This window comes from Streptomyces sp. NPDC048258 (genome assembly GCF_043201995.1).
Classification (GTDB): Bacteria; Actinomycetota; Actinomycetes; order Streptomycetales; family Streptomycetaceae; genus Streptomyces.
Genome location: NZ_JBICZH010000020.1, coordinates 61,353 through 80,438 on the forward strand (window position 1 = coordinate 61,353; position 19,086 = coordinate 80,438).

At 71.8% G+C, this 19,086-nt stretch carries 18 protein-coding genes; 12 read left to right on the top strand and 6 right to left on the bottom strand.

The annotated features are described in order from the left end of the window. Nucleotides 1-106: 106 nt before the first annotated feature. Together ACGFYQ_RS33320 and ACGFYQ_RS33325 are read left to right on the top strand one after the other, a co-directional pair. Nucleotides 107-1,546 (top strand): NAD(P)H-quinone dehydrogenase, encoded by a 1,440-nt coding sequence (locus ACGFYQ_RS33320; protein ID WP_393749914.1) that lies wholly within the window; start codon nucleotides 107-109, stop codon nucleotides 1,544-1,546. Between the two features lie 165 nt (nucleotides 1,547-1,711). Further along, nucleotides 1,712-2,665 (top strand): DeoR/GlpR family DNA-binding transcription regulator, encoded by a 954-nt coding sequence (locus tag ACGFYQ_RS33325; protein ID WP_393749915.1) that lies wholly within the window; start codon nucleotides 1,712-1,714, stop codon nucleotides 2,663-2,665. A gap of 181 nt (nucleotides 2,666-2,846) precedes the next feature. On the opposite strand, the gene ACGFYQ_RS33330 is transcribed toward ACGFYQ_RS33325, so the two are convergent. Beyond that, nucleotides 2,847-4,607: an acetyl/propionyl/methylcrotonyl-CoA carboxylase subunit alpha gene (locus tag ACGFYQ_RS33330; RefSeq protein ID WP_393749916.1), complete on the bottom strand. Its 1,761-nt coding sequence runs from the start codon at nucleotides 4,605-4,607 to the stop codon at nucleotides 2,847-2,849. A 375-nt stretch (nucleotides 4,608-4,982) separates the two neighbouring features. On the opposite strand from ACGFYQ_RS33330, the gene ACGFYQ_RS33335 reads away from it, so the two are divergent. Beyond that, nucleotides 4,983-5,456: a hypothetical protein gene (locus tag ACGFYQ_RS33335; RefSeq protein WP_393749917.1), complete on the top strand. Its 474-nt coding sequence runs from the start codon at nucleotides 4,983-4,985 to the stop codon at nucleotides 5,454-5,456. Here the strand turns inward: ACGFYQ_RS33335 and ACGFYQ_RS33340 are convergent. The 4 genes from ACGFYQ_RS33340 to ACGFYQ_RS33355 form a co-directional block, all read right to left on the bottom strand. Then, nucleotides 5,437-6,051: a nucleoside triphosphate pyrophosphatase gene (locus ACGFYQ_RS33340; RefSeq protein ID WP_393749918.1), complete on the bottom strand. Its 615-nt coding sequence runs from the start codon at nucleotides 6,049-6,051 to the stop codon at nucleotides 5,437-5,439. The genes ACGFYQ_RS33335 and ACGFYQ_RS33340 overlap by 20 nt on opposite strands. Before the next feature lie 93 nt (nucleotides 6,052-6,144). Beyond that, entirely contained in the window at nucleotides 6,145-6,279 is a 135-nt protein-coding gene (gene mmpB, locus ACGFYQ_RS33345; protein ID WP_393749919.1) for a morphogenic membrane protein MmpB, read from the bottom strand. 92 nt (nucleotides 6,280-6,371) lie between these two features. Beyond that, the gene (locus ACGFYQ_RS33350; RefSeq protein WP_393749920.1) at nucleotides 6,372-6,581 is read right to left on the bottom strand and encodes an acyl-CoA carboxylase epsilon subunit; all 210 of its coding nucleotides are present in this window, start codon (nucleotides 6,579-6,581) and stop codon (nucleotides 6,372-6,374) included. Nucleotides 6,582-6,593: 12 nt separating this feature from the next. Next, entirely contained in the window at nucleotides 6,594-8,186 is a 1,593-nt protein-coding gene (locus tag ACGFYQ_RS33355; protein WP_393749921.1) for an acyl-CoA carboxylase subunit beta, read from the bottom strand. Between the two features lie 131 nt (nucleotides 8,187-8,317). On the opposite strand from ACGFYQ_RS33355, the gene ACGFYQ_RS33360 reads away from it, so the two are divergent. From ACGFYQ_RS33360 to hutH, 5 genes are all read left to right on the top strand, one after another. Then, nucleotides 8,318-9,184: a biotin--[acetyl-CoA-carboxylase] ligase gene (locus ACGFYQ_RS33360; protein WP_393749922.1), complete on the top strand. Its 867-nt coding sequence runs from the start codon at nucleotides 8,318-8,320 to the stop codon at nucleotides 9,182-9,184. Between the two features lie 149 nt (nucleotides 9,185-9,333). Then, on the top strand, nucleotides 9,334-10,488 hold the full coding sequence (locus ACGFYQ_RS33365) for an adenylate/guanylate cyclase domain-containing protein (RefSeq protein ID WP_393749923.1): 1,155 nt from the start codon (nucleotides 9,334-9,336) through the stop codon (nucleotides 10,486-10,488). A gap of 109 nt (nucleotides 10,489-10,597) precedes the next feature. Further along, entirely contained in the window at nucleotides 10,598-11,398 is an 801-nt protein-coding gene (locus tag ACGFYQ_RS33370) for an enoyl-CoA hydratase/isomerase family protein (RefSeq protein ID WP_393749980.1), read from the top strand. A 111-nt stretch (nucleotides 11,399-11,509) separates the two neighbouring features. Further along, the gene (locus ACGFYQ_RS33375) at nucleotides 11,510-12,625 is read left to right on the top strand and encodes a diguanylate cyclase domain-containing protein (RefSeq protein ID WP_393749924.1); all 1,116 of its coding nucleotides are present in this window, start codon (nucleotides 11,510-11,512) and stop codon (nucleotides 12,623-12,625) included. Between the two features lie 80 nt (nucleotides 12,626-12,705). After that, nucleotides 12,706-14,247, top strand: a complete 1,542-nt coding sequence (gene hutH, locus ACGFYQ_RS33380) for a histidine ammonia-lyase (RefSeq protein ID WP_393749981.1) — start codon at nucleotides 12,706-12,708, stop codon at nucleotides 14,245-14,247. Between the two features lie 55 nt (nucleotides 14,248-14,302). Here the strand turns inward: hutH and ACGFYQ_RS33385 are convergent, their stop codons facing one another. Beyond that, nucleotides 14,303-14,638 (bottom strand): hypothetical protein, encoded by a 336-nt coding sequence (locus ACGFYQ_RS33385; RefSeq protein ID WP_393749925.1) that lies wholly within the window; start codon nucleotides 14,636-14,638, stop codon nucleotides 14,303-14,305. A gap of 146 nt (nucleotides 14,639-14,784) precedes the next feature. Here ACGFYQ_RS33385 and ACGFYQ_RS33390 point away from each other — a divergent pair, with 146 nt between their 5' ends. From ACGFYQ_RS33390 to ACGFYQ_RS33405, 4 genes are all read left to right on the top strand, one after another. Next, entirely contained in the window at nucleotides 14,785-15,087 is a 303-nt protein-coding gene (locus ACGFYQ_RS33390; protein ID WP_362404005.1) for a hypothetical protein, read from the top strand. Nucleotides 15,088-15,219: 132 nt separating this feature from the next. Continuing rightward, nucleotides 15,220-16,488, top strand: a complete 1,269-nt coding sequence (locus tag ACGFYQ_RS33395; RefSeq protein WP_393749926.1) for an Ig-like domain-containing protein — start codon at nucleotides 15,220-15,222, stop codon at nucleotides 16,486-16,488. Nucleotides 16,489-16,628: 140 nt separating this feature from the next. After that, on the top strand, nucleotides 16,629-18,110 hold the full coding sequence (locus ACGFYQ_RS33400) for an ABC transporter permease (protein ID WP_393749927.1): 1,482 nt from the start codon (nucleotides 16,629-16,631) through the stop codon (nucleotides 18,108-18,110). A 163-nt stretch (nucleotides 18,111-18,273) separates the two neighbouring features. Beyond that, nucleotides 18,274-18,951, top strand: a complete 678-nt coding sequence (locus tag ACGFYQ_RS33405; RefSeq protein WP_393749928.1) for an ABC transporter ATP-binding protein — start codon at nucleotides 18,274-18,276, stop codon at nucleotides 18,949-18,951. Nucleotides 18,952-19,086: the final 135 nt, after the last annotated feature.

The following is a 19,086-nucleotide window of genomic DNA, read 5'->3' on the forward strand; positions in this document are numbered from 1 at the left end:
CTTGAAGCGTGCGGGACAATGGGGCACGGAATGCATCCCCCGGGGAGACCCCCCGGAACACCGGCCGGGGCGGCAGCCGGCCGGGTAGACGTGAGGCGGACTTTTCGTGACCCGGATCGTGATCATCGGCGGCGGACCCGGCGGGTACGAGGCGGCCCTGGTAGGGGCCCAGCTCGGCGCTGAGGTGACCGTCGTGGACTGCGACGGCCTGGGCGGGGCCTCGGTCCTGACCGACTGCGTACCTTCCAAGACTCTCATCGCGACCGCCGAGGTCATGACGACCTTCGATTCCTCGTACGAGGAGCTCGGCATCGTCGTCGCGGACGACACCCCGCACATCGAGCAGGCCGCGCGCGTCGTCGGCGTGGACCTCGGCAAGGTGAACCGGCGCGTCAAGCGCCTGGCGCTCGCCCAGTCGCATGACATCACCGCCTCCGTGACCCGGGCCGGCGCCCGCGTCGTACGGGGCCGCGGCAAGCTCGGCGGCCCGCAGGGCATCGACGGCACCCGGGACGTCATCGTCACGGCCGCCGACGGCACCGAGACGATCCTGACCGCGGACGCCGTGCTCATCGCGACCGGCGGGCACCCCCGCGAGATCCCGGACGCCATGCCCGACGGCGAGCGGATCCTGAACTGGACCCAGGTCTACGACCTGGACGAGCTCCCCGAGGAGCTCATCGTGGTCGGCTCCGGTGTGACCGGCGCCGAGTTCGCCGGTGCGTACCAGGCGCTGGGCTCCCGGGTGACGCTGGTCTCCTCCCGTGACCGCGTGCTGCCGGGCGAGGACCCGGACGCGGCCGCCGTCCTGGAGGACGTGTTCCGGCGCCGCGGCATGAACGTCATCGGCCGTTCGCGCGCCGAGTCCGCCAAACGGGTGGGCGACCGGGTCGAGGTCACCCTCGCCGACGGCCGGGTGCTGAGCGGCACGCACTGCCTGATGGCGGTCGGCGCGGTGCCGAACACCACGGGGATGAACCTGGAGGAGTCCGGGGTCCGGCTCAAGGAGTCCGGGCACATCTGGACCGACAAGGTGTCGCGTACCTCCTCGCCCGGCGTCTACGCGGCCGGCGACGTCACCGGCGTCTTCGCCCTCGCGTCCGTCGCGGCGATGCAGGGCCGCATCGCGATGTACCACTTCCTCGGCGACGCGGTGGCCCCGCTGAACCTGAAGACGGTGTCCTCGAACGTCTTCACCGACCCGGAGATCGCCACCGTCGGCTACACCCAGGCCGACGTGGACTCCGGCAAGATCGACGCCCGCGTGGTGAAGCTCCCGCTGCTGCGCAACCCGCGCGCCAAGATGCAGGGCATCCGGGACGGCTTCGTGAAGCTGTTCTGCCGCCCGGGCACCGGGATCGTGGTGGGCGGTGTGGTCGTCTCCCCGCGTGCGAGCGAGCTGATCCACCCCATCTCGATCGCGGTCGACAACAATCTGACGGTCGAGCAGATCGCAAACGCGTTCACCGTGTACCCCTCGCTGTCGGGTTCGATCGCCGAGGTGGCGCGGCAGCTGCACACGCGGAAGGCCGCCGGAGAGGCGTAACCGCCGCGTGCCGTAAGGAGTTTGGGGCGGGGCGCCGCCTCGCGGCCGGTCGTTCACACAACGATCCGACCGCGTATACCACTAGTCGCCCCGCCGTATGGACAACTTCGGTATTCCGGTGCAAGGAGCTGAAAGCAGACGGTCGTTGGGGTTACTGTCAGTTTCGTGTTCGCTGCAGAACGTCGCCAATTGATCCTCGAAATGGTGCGGGCCAACGGAGCGGTATCGCTCCGGGAGCTCGCCCGCGTCGTCCAGACCTCCGAAGTGACCGTACGGCGGGACGTGCGGGCACTGGAGGCAGAAGGACTCCTCGACCGCCGACACGGCGGTGCGGTCTTGCCGGGCGGTTTCACGCGGGAGTCCGGCTTTCCGCAAAAGTCCCATCTCGCGACGGCGGAGAAGACCGCCATTGCCGATGTCGCGGCCGGCCTCGTCGAAGAAGGCGAGGCCGTCGTCGTCGGCGCGGGCACCACGACCCAGGAGCTGGCCCGCCGGCTCGCCCGGGTGCCCGGACTGACCGTCGTCACCAACTCGCTGCTGGTCGCGCAGGCGCTGGCGCACGCGAACCGGGTGGAGGTGGTCATGACCGGCGGGACCCTGCGGGGGTCCAACTACGCCCTCGTGGGCAGCGGTGCCGAGCAGTCCCTGCAGGGGCTGCGGGTGTCCCGGGCCTTCCTCTCGGGGAGCGGCCTGACCGCCGAGCGCGGGCTGTCCACGTCCAACATGCTCTCCGCGAGCGTGGACCGGGCGCTGGTGCAGGCGGCGGCGGAGGTGGTGGTGCTGGCCGACCACACGAAGCTCGGCACGGACACCATGTTCCAGACCGTGCCCACCGATGTGATGACCCGTCTGGTGACGGACGAGCCGCCGCCGCACGACGACCGGGCCGCCACGGAGCTCCAGGCGCTGGCCGATCAGGGCGTGCAGATCACCGTGGCCGGTGGTGGGGTGGCCGCGTCCGGTGGGGACGGCATGGCGGGGCGGCGGCCGCGGCGGGACTCGCCGTTGCCGGTGCAGCGTCGGGGCGGGCCGACCGCGCAGCTGCGCAGTGCGCCGGCCTCGTTGCTGGAGCAGCAGGCCGGGGAGCGGGCGCGGGTCGCGGACATGCGGCGCCGGTAGTTACTGCGGGCCGGCTGCCGGGGCTCCGCCGACCCTCCCTCAGACTCCGTCCCGGGGGACCCCCGCGCCTCAAACGCCGGCGGGGCTGGATCGTGCCCGGCGCTGCCGGGTGGGTGTGCCTCAACGAACGAAGGCGGGGCTGGATTCCCGGCCCCGCCTTCGTCTTGCGTACTACGGGACGTCAGTCCTTGATCTCGCAGATCGTGGCGCCCGAGGTGAGGGAGGCGCCGACCTCGGCCGTGAGGCCGACGATGGTGCCGGAGCGGTGCGCGTTGAGCGGCTGCTCCATCTTCATCGCCTCAAGGACGACGACCAGCTCGCCCTCCTCGACGCGCTGGCCCTCCTCGACCGCGACCTTGACGATCGTGCCCTGCATCGGGGAGGCGAGGGTGTCGCCGGAGGCGGCCGGGCCGGACTTCTTGGCCGCGCGCCGCTTGGGCTTGGCGCCGCCCGCGGCGGCCGTACGGGCCAGGGTCATGCCCAGGGACGACGGGAGCGAGACCTCCAGGCGCTTGCCGCCGACCTCGACGACCACCGTCTCGCGGCCCGGCTCGTCCTCGGTGTCCTCCGCGGCCGGAGCCGCGAACGCCGGGATCTCGTTGACGAACTCGGTCTCGATCCAGCGGGTGTGGACCGTGAAGGGTCCCTCCGCGGGCGCGAAGGCCGGGTCGGCGACGACGGCGCGGTGGAACGGGATGGCCGTGGCCATGCCCTCGATCTCGAACTCCTCCAGCGCGCGGGCGGCGCGCTGGAGCGCCTGCTCGCGGGTGGCGCCGGTGACGATCAGCTTGGCCAGCAGGGAGTCCCAGGCCGGGCCGATGACCGAGCCGGACTCGACGCCCGCGTCGAGGCGGACACCCGGACCCGACGGGGCGGCGAACTTCGTCACCGTGCCGGGGGCCGGGAGGAAGCCGCGGCCCGGGTCCTCGCCGTTGATGCGGAACTCGAAGGAGTGGCCGCGCAGGACCGGGTCCCCGTAACCGAGCTCCTCGCCGTCGGCGATGCGGAACATCTCGCGCACCAGGTCGATGCCGGCCACCTCTTCGGTGACCGGGTGCTCGACCTGGAGGCGGGTGTTCACCTCGAGGAAGGAGATGAGGCCGTCGGCGGCGACGAGGAACTCGACGGTGCCCGCGCCGACGTAGCCGGCCTCCTTCAGGATCGCCTTCGAGGCGGCGTACAGCTCCGCGTTCTGGGCCTCGGAGAGGAACGGCGCGGGAGCCTCCTCCACCAGCTTCTGGTGGCGGCGCTGCAGCGAGCAGTCACGCGTGGAGACGACGACGACGTTGCCGTGGCTGTCGGCGAGGCACTGGGTCTCGACGTGCCGCGGCTTGTCGAGGTAGCGCTCGACGAAGCACTCGCCGCGGCCGAAGGCCGCGACGGCCTCGCGGACGGCGGAGTCGTACAGCTCCGGCACCTCTTCGAGGGTGCGGGCGACCTTGAGGCCGCGGCCGCCACCGCCGAAGGCCGCCTTGATGGCGATCGGCAGGCCGTGCTCCTTGGCGAAGGCGACGACCTCGTCGGCCCCGGAGACCGGGTCCGGCGTACCGGCGACCAGCGGCGCACCGGCGCGCTGGGCGATGTGGCGGGCGGCGACCTTGTCACCCAGATCGCGGATGGCCTGCGGCGGCGGGCCGATCCAGGTCAGGCCCGCGTCGATGACGGCCTGCGCGAAGTCGGCGTTCTCGGACAGGAAGCCGTATCCGGGATGGATGGCGTCCGCGCCGGAATCGGCTGCGGCCTGGAGGACCTTGGAGATGTCCAGGTAGCTGGCGGCCGGGGTGTCACCGCCCAACGCGAAAGCTTCGTCGGCCGCGCGGACGTGCAGAGCGTCCCGGTCCGGATCGGCGTAGACGGCTACGCTCGCGATCCCGGCGTCCCGGCAGGCCCGAGCAACGCGGACAGCGATTTCGCCACGGTTGGCGATGAGCACCTTGCGCACGATGGCTCCCTCCTTGAAACAAGCTGAGTTTAGGGACAGTCCACACGGCCTTTCGACCCTTCCCCGGTGGTGACCTTGCCCACACAGAGTGTGATTCGAGGCCCGCTCTACCGGGGAACCCTTATGGCGCCCCAAGTCAGGGGGATCCCCGACTGCACAGTAACCCCGTCATGTAGCCAAGGTCTCTGTCTTGCCGGTCAGCGGCCCCGGGTGATTCTTTGTCGAGTCCCTACGAACGGCCCACGTTTTCGTTGCTTGATCGCCGCGCCGGGGGCCTCCCGTAACGAACCGGCCCGGACCCCTTGTCCGTACGTTTACCCGTTAGTAGCCTCCAGGCGTCGAACAGGCTTGTGACGCGTGGGGGGTGGGGACGTCGTGCTGCGCAGACTCGTGGCCGGACTGGCCGCGATCGTACTTGTCGCGGAAGCGGCCGTGCTCGTGCTCGTCCACATCGTGCTGGGCAAGACCACCGCGAACCAGGCGATGTCGATCGCGGGCAGCGATCCGGATGTCATGTCCAAGGCAACCTATGGCCTCGGGGTGGGCATGGGCGCCTTCCTCCTGTTGTGCGCCGTGCTCGCCGCCGTCGCGGCGGTCCGCGACCGGGCCCCCGGCGCCTTCGCCCGCGTCGTGCTCGTCACCGCCGCCGTCACCCACGGGGTGCTCGGCGTCCTCGCCGTCGCCCTGGTCGGCTGGGGCGCCTTCGCGGTGACGAGCCTGATCCTGTGTCTCCTCGTCCTGACCCTGATGCTCTACGCCGCCCCGGCCGAGGCCGGGAACGGGGCCGGGGGCGAGGTGCGGGACACCCCGCCGCCGCCGTTCGGGGAGCTCAAGCCCACAAGTCCGTGATCGATACACCCAGTTCGCCCAGCAGGGAACGCAGCAGCGGCAGCGACAGCCCGATCACGTTGCCGTGGTCCCCATCGATGCCCTCGATGAACGGCGCCGACAGCCCGTCCAGGGTGAACGCCCCCGCCACGTGCAGCGGCTCGCCGCTCGCCACGTACGCGGCGACCTCGGCGTCCGTCGGCTCGCCGAACCGGACCGTCGTGGAGGCCGTCGCCGAGACCTGACGGCCGGTCGTCGTGTCGATCACGCAGTGGCCCGTCCGCAGGATTCCGGACCGCCCGCGCATGGCCTTCCAGCGCGCGGTGGCCTCCTCGGCGTCCGCCGGCTTGCCCAGCGCCTCGCCGTCCAGCTCCAGGACGGAGTCGCAGCCGATCACCAGGGCGCCCGCGGCCTCGTCCAGGCCCGCCACGACCGCCGCCTTAGCCTCGGCCAGCGCCAGCGCCAGCTCGGCGGGCTCGTCGTGGTCCAGCGCGTCCTCGTCGAAGCCGCTGACGATCACGTGCGGGGCGAGCCCGGCCTGCCGCAGCAGGTTCAGCCGGGCGGGGGAGGCGGAGGCGAGGACGAGCGGGCGCGGTTCGACAGTCATGGTGGCCATCGTAGGGGCGCTGCGGGGTACCCCTAGGAGTGGTTTCGCGGAACCCTGGCTGCAGCGGCCCCAAGGGGCGTCCTGTCCCCTAGAAGTGGCCCACTAGAAGTGGCCCACGCCGAGCACGTAGACCACGACGAGCATGGCGAGGGCCAGCACCACGGTCAGCCGCCGGACCATCGCCTGCGCGTCGCGCATGTCCTTCGGCGGCTCGTTCTTCGGATCGGACCAGAGCATGCTCCGATCCTGTCCCCGGAGACAGGTGTGGCGCCTGAGTACCCGTACTCAGGCGCCACCCCCCGTTCACATCATCTTCGCGACCGCGCGGCCTAGCCGGGCCAGTACGTACGGCCCCACGCCCGCGGGCCCGGCTGCGGCAGCCGCTGCCGTGCCACCCGGGCCGGCGCCGACCACTCGTCGGCCACCCGCGGCGCGCCCGACGGTGCCGAGGCCAGCACCGCCGCGCGCGCTTGGACCACCGCCAGTGCGGCGGCCAGCTCCTCCGGGGTCGGGTTTCCCTTGACGACCTTGATCACCACAGGACTGACCTCCTAGAGGGGGATGTTGCCGTGCTTCTTGGGCGGCAGGGACTCCCGCTTGGTGCGGAGCTGGCGCAGCCCCTTCACGATGTGCGTCCGCGTCTCGGACGGCATGGTCACCGCGTCGATGTAACCGCGCTCGGCGGCCGTGTACGGGTTGAGGAGCGCGTCCTCGTACTCGGTGATCAGGCGCGCCCGGGTCTCGTCCACCTCCTCCGGAGAGGCTTCCGCGATCGTGCGCCGGTGCAGGATGTTCACCGCGCCCTGGGCGCCCATGACGGCGATCTGCGCCGTCGGCCAGGCCAGGTTCAGGTCCGCGCCGAGGTGCTTGGAGCCCATGACGTCGTACGCGCCGCCGAAGGCCTTGCGGGTGATGACGGTGATCAGGGGGACGGTGGCCTCGGCGTACGCGTAGATCAGCTTCGCGCCGCGCCGGATGATTCCGTTGTACTCCTGGTCGGTGCCCGGCAGGAAGCCCGGTACGTCCACGAACGTCAGCACCGGGATGTTGAAGGCGTCGCACGTACGGACGAACCGCGCCGCCTTCTCGGAGGCGTCGATGTCCAGACAGCCGGCGAACTGCATCGGCTGGTTGGCGACGACGCCCACCGGGTGGCCCTCGACCCGGCCGAAGCCGGTGAGGATGTTCGGCGCGAACAGCGACTGCGTCTCCAGGAACTCCGCGTCGTCGAGCACGTGCTCGATCACGGTGTGCATGTCGTACGGCTGGTTCGCGCTGTCCGGGATCAGTACGTCGAGCTCGCGGTCGGCGTCGGAGACCTCGGTGTCCGCCTCCTCCGGGAAGGCGGGCGGCTCGGAGAGGTTGTTCGACGGCAGGTAGGCGAGCAGCGACTTCACGTACTCGATGGCGTCCTTCTCGTCGCCCGCCATGTGGTGCGCGACTCCGGACGTGCTGTTGTGCGTGCGCGCCCCGCCCAGCTCCTCGAAGCCCACGTCCTCGCCGGTGACCGTCTTGATGACGTCCGGGCCGGTGATGAACATGTGCGAGGTCTGGTCGACCATGACCGTGAAGTCGGTGATGGCGGGGGAGTAGACCGCGCCGCCCGCGCAGGGCCCGACGATCAGGCTGATCTGCGGGATCACCCCGGAGGCGTGGACGTTGCGGCGGAAGATCTCGCCGTACATGCCGAGCGCGCTGACGCCCTCCTGGATGCGGGCGCCGCCGGAGTCGTTGATGCCGATGAGCGGGCATCCGGTCTTCAGCGCGAAGTCCATGACCTTCATGATCTTCTGGCCGTAGACCTCGCCGAGGGCGCCGCCGAAGACGGTGAAGTCCTGCGAGAACACCGCCACGGGGCGGCCGTCCACCGTGCCGTAGCCGGTGACGACGCCGTCGCCGTAGGGGCGGGTCTTCTCCAGCCCGAAGCTGGTGGAGCGGTGGCGGGCGAACTCGTCCAGCTCGACGAAGGAACCCTCGTCCAGCAGCAGGGCCACCCGCTCACGCGCCGTCAGCTTGCCCTTGGCGTGCTGCTTCTCCACGGCACGCGAGGATCCGGCGTGGGTGGCTTCGTCGATGCGGCGCTGCAGATCCGCGATCTTGCCCGCGGTGGTGTGCATGTCGATCGGCTCTGACGGTTGTGACATCGGGGTCGCGGCTCCCTGCGTGGTGTCAACGGCCTGGTCAATTGATTGACTACTGCTGGCTACTGGTGCGTAGCGTATCGGCGGGCATGGCGCTCGGCAGTGCGGCGTTTGACACACCTACATTGGCTTGCATGACGCCATCAGATGCATCAGCTGGAGCTTCCGCCGGTCGTTGGTCGAACCTGGACCGGCCGCCCCTGAACGCCGCCGCCCTTCAGCGGGCCGTGGTCACCGAGGGGGGACTGTGGACCTCCCTGGAGGTCGTCGACGCCACCGGGTCGACCAATTCCGATCTCGCGGCCCGGGCGGCGCAGCTGCCCGAGGGGGCCGTGCTCGTCGCCGAGGAGCAGACCGCCGGGCGCGGGCGGCTCGACCGCAGCTGGGTCGCGCCGGCCCGGTCCGGGCTGTTCTTCTCCGTCCTGCTCAAGCCGGGCGACGCCGTGCCGCAGGAGCGGTGGGGGTGGCTGACCCTGCTGGCCGGGGTGGCCACCGCGACCGGGCTCTCGCGGGCGGCCGGTGTGGACACCGCCCTCAAATGGCCCAACGACCTGCTGGTCACCGTGGACGGCGAGGAGCGCAAGACGGGCGGGATCCTCGCCGAGCGGGTCGAAGACGGCGTGGTGATCGGGATCGGGCTCAACGTCACCCTGGCGGAGGACGAGCTGCCGGTGCCGGCCGCCGGGTCCCTCGCCCTGGCCAAGGCCTCCGTGACCGACCGGGACCCGCTGCTGCGGGCCGTACTGCGCTCCCTGGAGCAGTGGTACGGGAACTGGCGCGCGGCCGCCGGCGACCCCGCGTCCAGCGGCCTCCAGGAGACCTACGCGGCGGGCTGCGCGACCCTCGGCCGTCACGTCCGCGCGGAGCTCCCCGGGGGCCGCACGCTCACCGGAACGGCCGAAGCGGTCGACACCGACGGCCGCCTGGTGATCCGTACGGCCGAAGACCGGCACGAGGCGGTGGGCGCCGGGGACGTCGTCCACCTGCGGTCGGTGCACTGACGGCCGGCGGGACCCGGGCGGAGCGAGCCGAAAACGGGGAGGGGGAGTGAGCTACGGCACACCTGCCGTATGGTTTAGGCGATCCCGGTACTCGTGGTGATCACCCGGTTCGGCAGGGCAGTGCGCACGGAATGGACAGGAGGCGGCCCTTGACCGTCGACGACTCTACGTCCAGCGCGTCCGCCCCCGGGCCCACGGGCCCCGGTACCCCGATCGGGCGTGACCAGCACCACCCGCACCATGAGGTGGACCACACGGCCCAGCCGACGGCGGACCCCCTCGCGATCAGGCTCGAACAGCTGATCCTGGGCGCCGAGCGCCGGTACACCCCCTTCCAGGCCGCCCGCAGCGCCGGCGTGTCGATGGAGCTCGCCTCCCGCTTCTGGCGGGCCATGGGCTTCGCGGACATCGGCCAGGCCAAGGCCCTCACGGAGGCGGACGTACTGGCGCTGCGCCGGCTCGCGGGTCTGGTGGAGGCCGGGCTGCTGTCCGAGCCGATGGCCGTGCAGGTGGCGCGCTCCACCGGGCAGACCACGGCGCGCCTCGCGGAGTGGCAGATCGACTCGTTCCTGGAGGGGCTGACGGAGCCGCCGGAGCCGGGGATGACCCGTACGGAGGTCACGTACCCCCTCGTCGAGCTGCTGCTGCCCGAGCTGGAGGAGTTCCTCGTCTACGTGTGGCGGCGCCAGCTTGCCGCCGCCACCGGGCGCGTCGTGCAGGTGGCGGACGACGAGGAGATGGTCGACCGGCGGCTCGCGGTGGGCTTCGCCGACCTGGTGGGCTTCACCCGTCTGACGCGACGGCTGGAGGAGGAGGAGCTCGGCGAGCTGGTCGAGTCCTTCGAGACGACGTCGGCGGACCTGGTGGCCGCGCACGGCGGCCGGCTGATCAAGACGCTCGGCGACGAGGTGCTGTACTGCGCCGACGACGCGGCGACGGCGGCGGAGATCGCGCTGCGGCTCATCGAGACGATGGAGGCCGATCCGCAGATGCCGGAGCTGCGGGTCGGGATCGCCTTCGGCACGGTGACGACCCGGATGGGCGACGTCTTCGGGACCACGGTGAATCTGGCGAGCAGGCTGACGTCGATAGCCCCGAAGGACGCGGTGCTGGTGGACGGGGCGATGGCCGAGGAGCTGGGCCGGACCGGGGCCGCGCCGGTGTCGGAGAAGGAGGCCGAGTCGGAGGAGGGCGGCGGCGGGTACCGCTTCGCGCTCCAGCCGATGTGGCAGCGGCCGGTGCGCGGGCTGGGTGTCGTGGAGCCCTGGTCCTTGACGCGCAGGAAGCGAGGGGGTCCCGGGTAGGGCAGGCCGGATCGGGGAGCGGTGCCAGACACCGCGAGCCTGGCCTGCCCTACCCGGGACCCCCTAAGATCCCCGGATAACGTTCGTTAACCGGGAGGGTCCTGTGCCAGTGCAGTCACAGCCAGTCGAGTCGGAGTTCGTGACGGTACGCCGGCACGACGGCGGGGTCGCGGAGCTGGTCCTGGACCGCCCCAAGGCGATGAACGCGGTGTCCACGCAGATGGCCCGCGCCATCGGGGCGGCCTGCGCCGACCTGGCCGCGGACGCTTCCGTACGGGTGGTCGTGCTCTCCTCCGCCGCGGAGCGGGCGTTCTGTGTGGGGGCGGACCTCAAGGAGCGGAACTCGCTGTCGGACGCCGAGCTGGTGCGGCAGCGGCCGACCACGCGGGGGGCGTACGGCGGCGTACTGGAGCTGCCGATGCCGACGATCGCCGCGGTGCACGGCTTCGCGCTGGGCGGCGGCTTCGAGCTGGCCCTGGCCTGCGATGTGATCGTCGCCGACGAGACCGCGGTGGTCGGCCTGCCCGAGGTGTCGGTGGGCGTGATCCCGGGCGGCGGGGGCACGCAGCTGCTGCCGCGCCGGGTCGGCGCGGCGCGGGCGGCCGAGCTGATCTTCACGGCGCGCCGGGTGGAGGCGGCCGAGGCGCTGTCCCTGGGCCTGGTGGACTCGGTGGTCCCGGTCGGCACGGACACGGCCGAGGCCCTGGACCTCGCCGGGCGGATGGCGGCGAACTCTCCGGTCGGGCTGCGTGCCGCCAAGCGGGCGCTGCGGCTGGGGCACGGGATGGACCTGGCGGCCGGGCTGGAGATCGAGGACGCGGCCTGGCGGACGGTGGCCTTCTCGGGCGACCGGGCCGAGGGTGTGGCGGCGTTCAACGAGAAGCGCAAGCCGAACTGGCCCGGGCAGTAGCCCGGCGAGGACGCCGCTGCCGGCGTGCCGCCGTCACCCCTGGTGATCTTGCTGCCACCGAAAGTCGCGCCAATTATCACTAAATCGGGCAAAACTCCCTAACCTGGGGTGATGGGAGTCGACGGGCGGCTGCGAGCCGTGGTGGGCCTCGCGCAGGCGATGGCCGCGGCGTGCGCGCCGCGGGACAGTGTGCGGGCGGCCGCGCGGGGGGCGCGGGTGGCCCTGGACGGCTCCTTCGCCGCGATCTCCGCGTGGGAACGCGAACGGGGGCGCCTGCGGGTGCTCGTGAACGAGGGGGAGCGGCGGACCGGGGAGGAGGAGTTCCCCGAGGACGAGTCCTATCCCGTCCACGACTTTCCCGAGATCACCGAGTTCCTGCACGAACGCTGGGCGGGCGGCGGCGGCCCGCACGCCTGGGTCGAGAGCGCCGTCGGCAACCGGCCGGGCCGCCGCGGCGAGGCCCTGCGCCGACGGGGCCGCGCGACCTGTGTCGTCGCGCCCATCGTGCTCAGCGGCCGGGCCTGGGGCGAGCTGTACGTGGCCAGGGACGAGGGGCTGCCCGACTTCGACGAGGACGACGCCGAGTTCGCGACCGTGCTGGCCGCCGTGGTCGCCGCCGGGCTCGCGCAGAACGAGCGGCTGGCCGAGGCCCGGCGCCTCGCCTTCACCGATCCGCTGACCGGCCTCGCCAACCGGCGGGCGGTCGACATGCGGCTCGACGAGGCCCTGGAGGAGCACCGGCGGACCGGGGTGGTGGTCAGCCTCGTGGTCTGCGACCTGAACGGGCTGAAGAAGGTCAACGACACCCTGGGCCACGCCATGGGCGACCGGCTCCTGGAGCGGTTCGGGTCGGTGTTGAGCCTGTGCGGGGCGATGCTGCCCGGCGCGCTGGTGGCGCGCCTCGGCGGCGACGAGTTCTGCCTGCTCGGGGTGGGCCCGACCGCGGACGAGGTGGTGCGGGTCACCGAGGAGCTGTGCACCCGGGCCGCCGAGCTGGAACTGGGCGAGGGCGTGGCCTGCGGGGTGGCCTCCACCGGGGACCCGATCGGGCTGGTGAAGTCCTCCCGGCGGCTGTTCCGCCTCGCCGACGCCGCCCAGTACAAGGCGAAGGCCGCCCGCTCGGCGAAGCCGGTGGTGGCGGGCCGGGACACCGCGGTGGTGCGCCTCGCCGACGCGGCCGCCCAGGAGGCCCCCGGGGAGCGGCGCCGCTTCCGCGGTCGGGGGTAAGGGTCCCTAGCTGTTCTGACTCGTGACAATGCAGGCTAGTGACATGTGGCGATTCAATCCGTAGGGTGCTGAATATGGATATGCACACTGTCGTGGTGGGGACGTCCGGGACCACCGCCGAGGACGTCATCGCCGTCGCCCGCGGCAACGCGCGGGTCGAGCTGTCCGGCGAGGCCCTCGACGCGCTCGCCCGCGCCCGGGAGATCGTCGACGCGCTCGCCGCCAAGCCCGAGCCCGTCTACGGGGTGTCCACCGGATTCGGCGCCCTCGCCTCCCGGCACATCAGCCCCGAGCTGCGCGCCCAGCTCCAGCGCAACATCGTCCGCTCGCACGCCGCCGGCATGGGCCCGCGCGTCGAGCGCGAGGTCGTCCGCGCGCTGATGTTCCTGCGGCTCAAGACCGTCGCCTCCGGGCACACCGGCGTACGGCCCTCCGTCGCCCAGACCATGGCCGACGTGCTCAACGCCGGGATCACCCCCGTCGTCCACGAGTACGGCTCCCTCGGCTGCTCCGGCGACCTCGCGCCGCTGTCCCACTGCGCGCTCGCGCTCATGGGCGAGGGCGACGCGGAGGGCCCGGACGGCACCGTCCGCCCCGCCGGGGAACTGCTCGCCGAGGCCGGCATCGAGCCCGTCGAGCTCCGCGAGAAGGAGGGCCTCGCCCTCCTCAACGGCACCGACGGCATGCTCGGCATGCTGGTCATGGCCCTCGCCGACCTCGGCAAGCTCTACACCTCCGCCGACATCACCGCCGCGCTGACCCTGGAAGCGCTGCTCGGTACGGAGAAGGTCCTCGCGCCCGAGCTGCACGCCATCCGCCCGCACCCGGGGCAGGGCGCCTCCGCCGCGAACATGGCCGCCGTCCTGGAAGGCTCCGGGCTCGTCCGCCACTACCAGGAGGAGACCGCCCCCCGCGTCCAGGACGCCTACTCCGTGCGCTGCGCCCCGCAGGTCGCCGGCGCGGGCCGCGACACCATGGCGCACGCCGCCCTGGTGGCCTCCCGCGAGCTCGCCGCCGCCGTGGACAACCCGGTGGTCCTGCCCGACGGGCGTGTGGAGTCCAACGGCAACTTCCACGGGGCCCCGGTCGCGTACGTGCTGGACTTCCTGGCCATCGTGGCCGCCGACCTCGGCTCCATCGCCGAGCGGCGCACCGACCGGCTGCTCGACAAGAACCGCTCGCACGGCCTGCCGCCGTTCCTCGCGGACGACGCCGGCGTGGACTCCGGGCTGATGATCGCCCAGTACACGCAGGCCGCCCTGGTCAGCGAGATGAAGCGGCTCGCGGTGCCGGCCTCCGCCGACTCGATCCCCTCCTCCGCCATGCAGGAGGACCACGTCTCCATGGGGTGGTCGGCCGCGCGCAAGCTCCGTACCGCCGTCGACAACCTGACCCGGATCATCGCCATCGAGCTGTACGCGGCGACCCGCGCCATCGAGCTGCGCCACGGGCTCACCCCGGCCCCGGCCAGCCGGGCCGCGATCGCGGCCGCCCGGGCGGCGGGTGTGCAGGGTCCCGGGCCGGATCGTTTCCTCGCTCCCGACCTGGCCGCCGCCGACGAGTTCGTCCGTACGGGTGCTCTCGTCCACGCGGTGGAAGGCGTGACGGGACCGCTCGCCTGACGTCGTCGGCAAGCGCAGCGGAGGGCCGCCCCCGGTGGGGCGGCCCTTCGCCGTTCTACGCGGTGCGGGAGCGGCGTACGGAGAAGGCCACGAAGCCGGCCCCGACACCGAGGCAGAGCGTGCCGCCCAGGAGGTACGGGGTGGTGTCCAGGGAGCCGGTGTCGGCGAGCGTGACGGCCGCGGGACCCGCGTCCGACGGCGCTTCCGCCCGGGTGGCCGTCAGGGTGGTGGTCGTCAGGGTCGTCGTCCGGGCCGTGTTCGCGGACGCGGGCGCGCCGGAACGGCCTGGTGCCTGCTCCGGTGCGGTGGCGTTGGCCGATGGCACGAACCAGAGGGCGGCGAGGAGGGTGGTCGCTCCGAGAGCGGTGAGCAGCGGTCGACGTGCGGACACGGTGCGATCCCCCTTGTGGCAGCAGCGAATTGGCCGTGTGCGGTGATGCTACGGAAAGGGGCGGGTCGTGGGAAAGTCAGGGCTTCCGCGGGCTTACTCTCCGTCGTATGAACTCTTCTGAGACATCACGATACGTACGCCTTCGGGTGGATTTGGTACTTGAGGTGCCGGACCCGCAGGCACTGACCGGAGCCGCGCTCGCGCACATCAAGGCCGACGAGTTCATGCCGGACGAGGAGCGCGGCCATGCCGAGTCCGCCGTCCGGGAGGACGAGTCGGAGGCCCTGGCGTACCTGGTCGACCCCACGGACCTGGTCGCGGAGATCCCCGGTGTGGAGCTGGCGCAAGCCTCCTGGAGCAGCGAGCCCGTCGAATACGACCCCGAGTCCATGGAGTGGGACCTGGACGAGGAAGATGGGGACTTCGACGAAGAAACCGACAACGCCTGACCGTGTGGTGGCCCACATCCCAACGGAATGTGGAACCGATCCGCGTCGTTAACGCGTTGTCATGGCGAGGCAGGGGGTGTTTCCCCCTGCCCGGCCAACCCCGGGACGGCAGCCTCGGGGGTTCCGGCAACGATGGAGTGGCGTGTGAGGACGGACAGCAAGCGGCGGAGAAGGTCCCTGGTGGCCGTATCCGCCGTGCTCGGCGGTGTACTGATGCTCTCGGCGTGCAACGGCGGGGGCGGCGAACCGAAGGGCAGCGGCGAGAGCAGCAAGTCCCAGGCGGATGTCGACGCGGCGGCGGCCAAGGACGCCTCCAAGGCCCGAATAGCCATCACGCCGAAGGACGGCGCCACCAATGTCGGCCTCAACGACGCCACGAACGTCGCCGTCAGCGACGGCACCCTCACGCAGGTGGAGCTGAAGACCAGCGAGGGCACGGCCGTGCCCGGCAAGATCGCCGCGGACGGCAAGAGCTGGAAGCCGGACGCCGCGCTGAAGCGCTCCACGAAGTACGCCCTGTCGGCGACCGCCAAGGACGCCGACGGCCGTGAGGCGCACGAGAACGCCTCCTTCACCACCGTCTCCCCGGAGAACAGCTTCGTCGGCTCGTTCATCCCGGACGAGGGCCAGACCGTCGGCGTGGGCATGCCGGTCTCGATCACCTTCAACAAGCCGATCAAGGACCAGAAGGCCGTCCAGGCGGCCATCTCCGTCACGTCCACCAGCGGCCAGGAAGTCGTCGGCCACTGGTTCGGCTCGCAGCGGCTGGACTTCCGCCCGGAGCAGTACTGGCAGGCGAACTCCACCGTCACGCTGAAGCTGGCACTGGAGGGCGTGCAGGGCGCTCCCGGCGTCCAGGGCGTCCAGAACAAGACCGTCACCTTCAAGATCGGCCGCAGTCAGGTGTCCACGGTCGACACGAAGACGAAGAAGATGACGGTCACCCGGGACGGCGCGGTCCTCAAGACCATCCCGATCTCGGCGGGCTCCCCGGAGAACCCGACGTACAACGGCCAGATGGTGATCTCCGAGAAGTTCAAGGAGACCCGGATGGACGGTTCCACCGTCGGCTTCAAGAACGACGAGGGCAAGGGCGAGTACGACATCAAGGACGTCCCGCACGCCATGCGGCTGTCGACCTCCGGCACCTTCATCCACGGCAACTACTGGGGATCGGACTCGATCTTCGGCAGCGTCAACACCAGCCACGGCTGTGTCGGCCTGAACGACGCCAAGGGCGCGGGCGACCCGAACCAGCCGGCCGCCTGGTTCTACGACAACTCGCTCATCGGCGACGTGATCACCGTGGTGAACTCCCCGGACAAGACCATCAAGCCGGACAACGGCCTCAACGGCTGGAACATGAGCTGGGCGGAGTGGAAGGCCGGCGCGGCCTCCTGACGGCGGCAGCGGCCTCCTGACGGCGCGAAACATCCGGCGGACGGCGGGGAACCCACACGGGTTCCCCGCCGTCCGCCTTCTCATGTGACTCTCACCCGCGGCTTATCCCGCGATCACGGGTGCTGCCTACTTTCGGCCACATGTTCTTCACCTACCTCCGGCGCGAGTTGCGCCGCCGCCGGAAGGCCGCGCTCGTCGTCGCCTCCGGACTCGCCCTGGGTATCGCCCTCGTCATCGTCGTCACCTCCGTCTCCGCGGGCATGACGCAGGCGCAGGGCAAGGTCCTCCAGTCGCTCTACGGCCTCGGTACGGACATGACCGTCACCAAGGCCCAGACCCCGCCGGAGGAGGGCTCCACCGCCGCCCGCCCCCGGTTCAGGTTCGACGCCAAGGAGGCCGAGGGCGAGGACGGTGCCGCCGCCGAGCAGAGCAGCGACCTCGTGATGCCCCAGGGCTTCGAGACCCTCGACGCCGCCACCGTCGCCAAGGTCGCCGGGCAGGACGGCGTCGCGAAGGCCGTCGGCGGCCTCAGCCTCCAGGTGATGAAGGTCAACGGCCAGTTCAAGCGCGGCGAGTTCAAGCGCGCCGAAGGCAGTACGGCCACCAAGCCGGGCGCCACCGCCGGCGGCGCCGCGGGCGGCCCCGGCGGCACGGTCGAGGGCGGCGGCGCCGACTTCGACGTCAACTCCTTCTCCGTCTACGGGACGGACGTCACCCAGCCGAAGCTCGGCCCGCTGACCACCTCCAAGATCGCCTCCGGCCGCGGCTTCGGGGCGGGCGAGACCGACGCGGCCGTCGCCGTGGTCGACAGCGCCTACGCCACGAAGAACAAGCTGGCCGTCGGCTCCGAACTCACCGTCAAGAAGGCCACGTTCAAGGTCGTCGGCATCGCCACCGCCGACAGCGGGGACGCCGCCGCCAACGTCTACGTCCCGCTCAAGCAGGCCCAGACCCTCGCCGAGACCCCGGACAAGATCACCACGGTCTACGTCCAGGCCAAGGACTCGCAGGGCCTCGCCTCCGTCAAGCAGGCCATCCAGAAGAACGTCCCCGACACCACCGTCACCACCTCCGCCGACCTCGCCGACACCGTCTCCGGCTCGCTGTCCACGGCCTCCTCGCTCGCCTCCACCGTCGGCACCTGGCTCTCGTACGCCGTCCTCGCCGCCGCCTTCCTCGTCGCGGGCCTGCTCACCTCCTCGGCCGTCAGCCGCCGGGTCCGCGAGTTCGGCACCCTCAAGGCGCTCGGCTGGAAGAGCGGCCGCGTCACCCGCCAGGTCGTCGGCGAGGCCCTGGTCAACGGCCTGATCGGCGGCGCCCTCGGCATCGGCATCGGTCTCGGGGCCGCGTACGCGATCACCGCCGTCAGCCCCAGTCTCACCGCGCAGCTCGCGGGCGGCGGGGTCGCGGGCGGCGGCGGGGGAGGGGTCCGGATGGCGGGCCCCGGCGCCCGGCAGGCCGCGGGAAAGGCCCTGGACGTGGCCCTCACCGCTCCCGTCTCGCTCTCCACCATCGGCCTGGCCGTCGGCCTCGCCGTCCTGGGCGGTCTGGTCGCGGGCGGCTTCGGCGGCTGGCGTGCCTCCCGGCTGCGGCCGGCGGACGCGCTGAGCCGCGTCGCCTAGGCCGGACGCCCGCCTGGCCCGCTGGCCCGGACGCCCGCCTGGCCCGGATGCCCGCCCGGCCCGGACGCCTGCCCGGCCCCGGACGCCCGCCCAGGCCGAACTCCTGCCCGGCCCGCGCACGTCAGCCCGTACGCACTCCACAGCAACCGAGGGAACGAACGAGATGTACCAGCTCACCGGAGTCACCAAGCGCTACCAGCGCGGCAAGGAAACAGTCGACGCGCTCGCCGGGGTCGACCTGACCATCGAGGACGGCGGCCGGCTCGTCATCCAGGGCCCCACGGGCGGCGGCAAGTCCACCCTGCTGCAGATGCTCGGCGCGCTCGACCGGCCGACGGCGGGCCAGGTGGTGCTCGACGGCCTGGACCTGGGAGGGGTCTCGGAGGCCCGGCTCACCCGGGTCCGGGCGGAGAACATCGGCTTCGTCTTCCAGTCCTTCAACCTGATCCCCACCCTGACGGCGCAGGAGAACGTCGAGACGGCCCTCGTCCCGCTCGGCGTCAAGGCGCGCGAGCGGCGCGAACGGGCCGCCGAGGCCCTGGAGTCGGTGGGGCTCGCCGAGCGGATGGGCCACCTGCCCGGCGAGATGTCCGGCGGGCAGCAGCAGCGCGTCGCCATCGCCCGGGCCCTGGTGAAGCGGCCGAAGGTGCTGCTGGCCGACGAGCCGACCGGCAACCTCGACGAGTCCATGCGCGACGAGGTCATGGACCTGCTCGAAGGGCTCTGGAAGGAGCACGGCCTGACCTTCGTCATGGTCACGCACGACAGCGCGCTCGCCAGGCGGGCACCGCGGCTGGCGACGATCCGCCGGGGCAAGGTGACCATCACCGAAAACCCCTGAGTGCGGGGGCGCGTCGATCCAGTGCTGTGACCGGAAAGCTTCACCGGGTCGCGACGCTCCCCCAGCTACCTCCCCCAGACTCCGTCCGGGGGGACCCCCAGGGAGGTACCCCCAAGCACGGCACCTCGCCGCGTT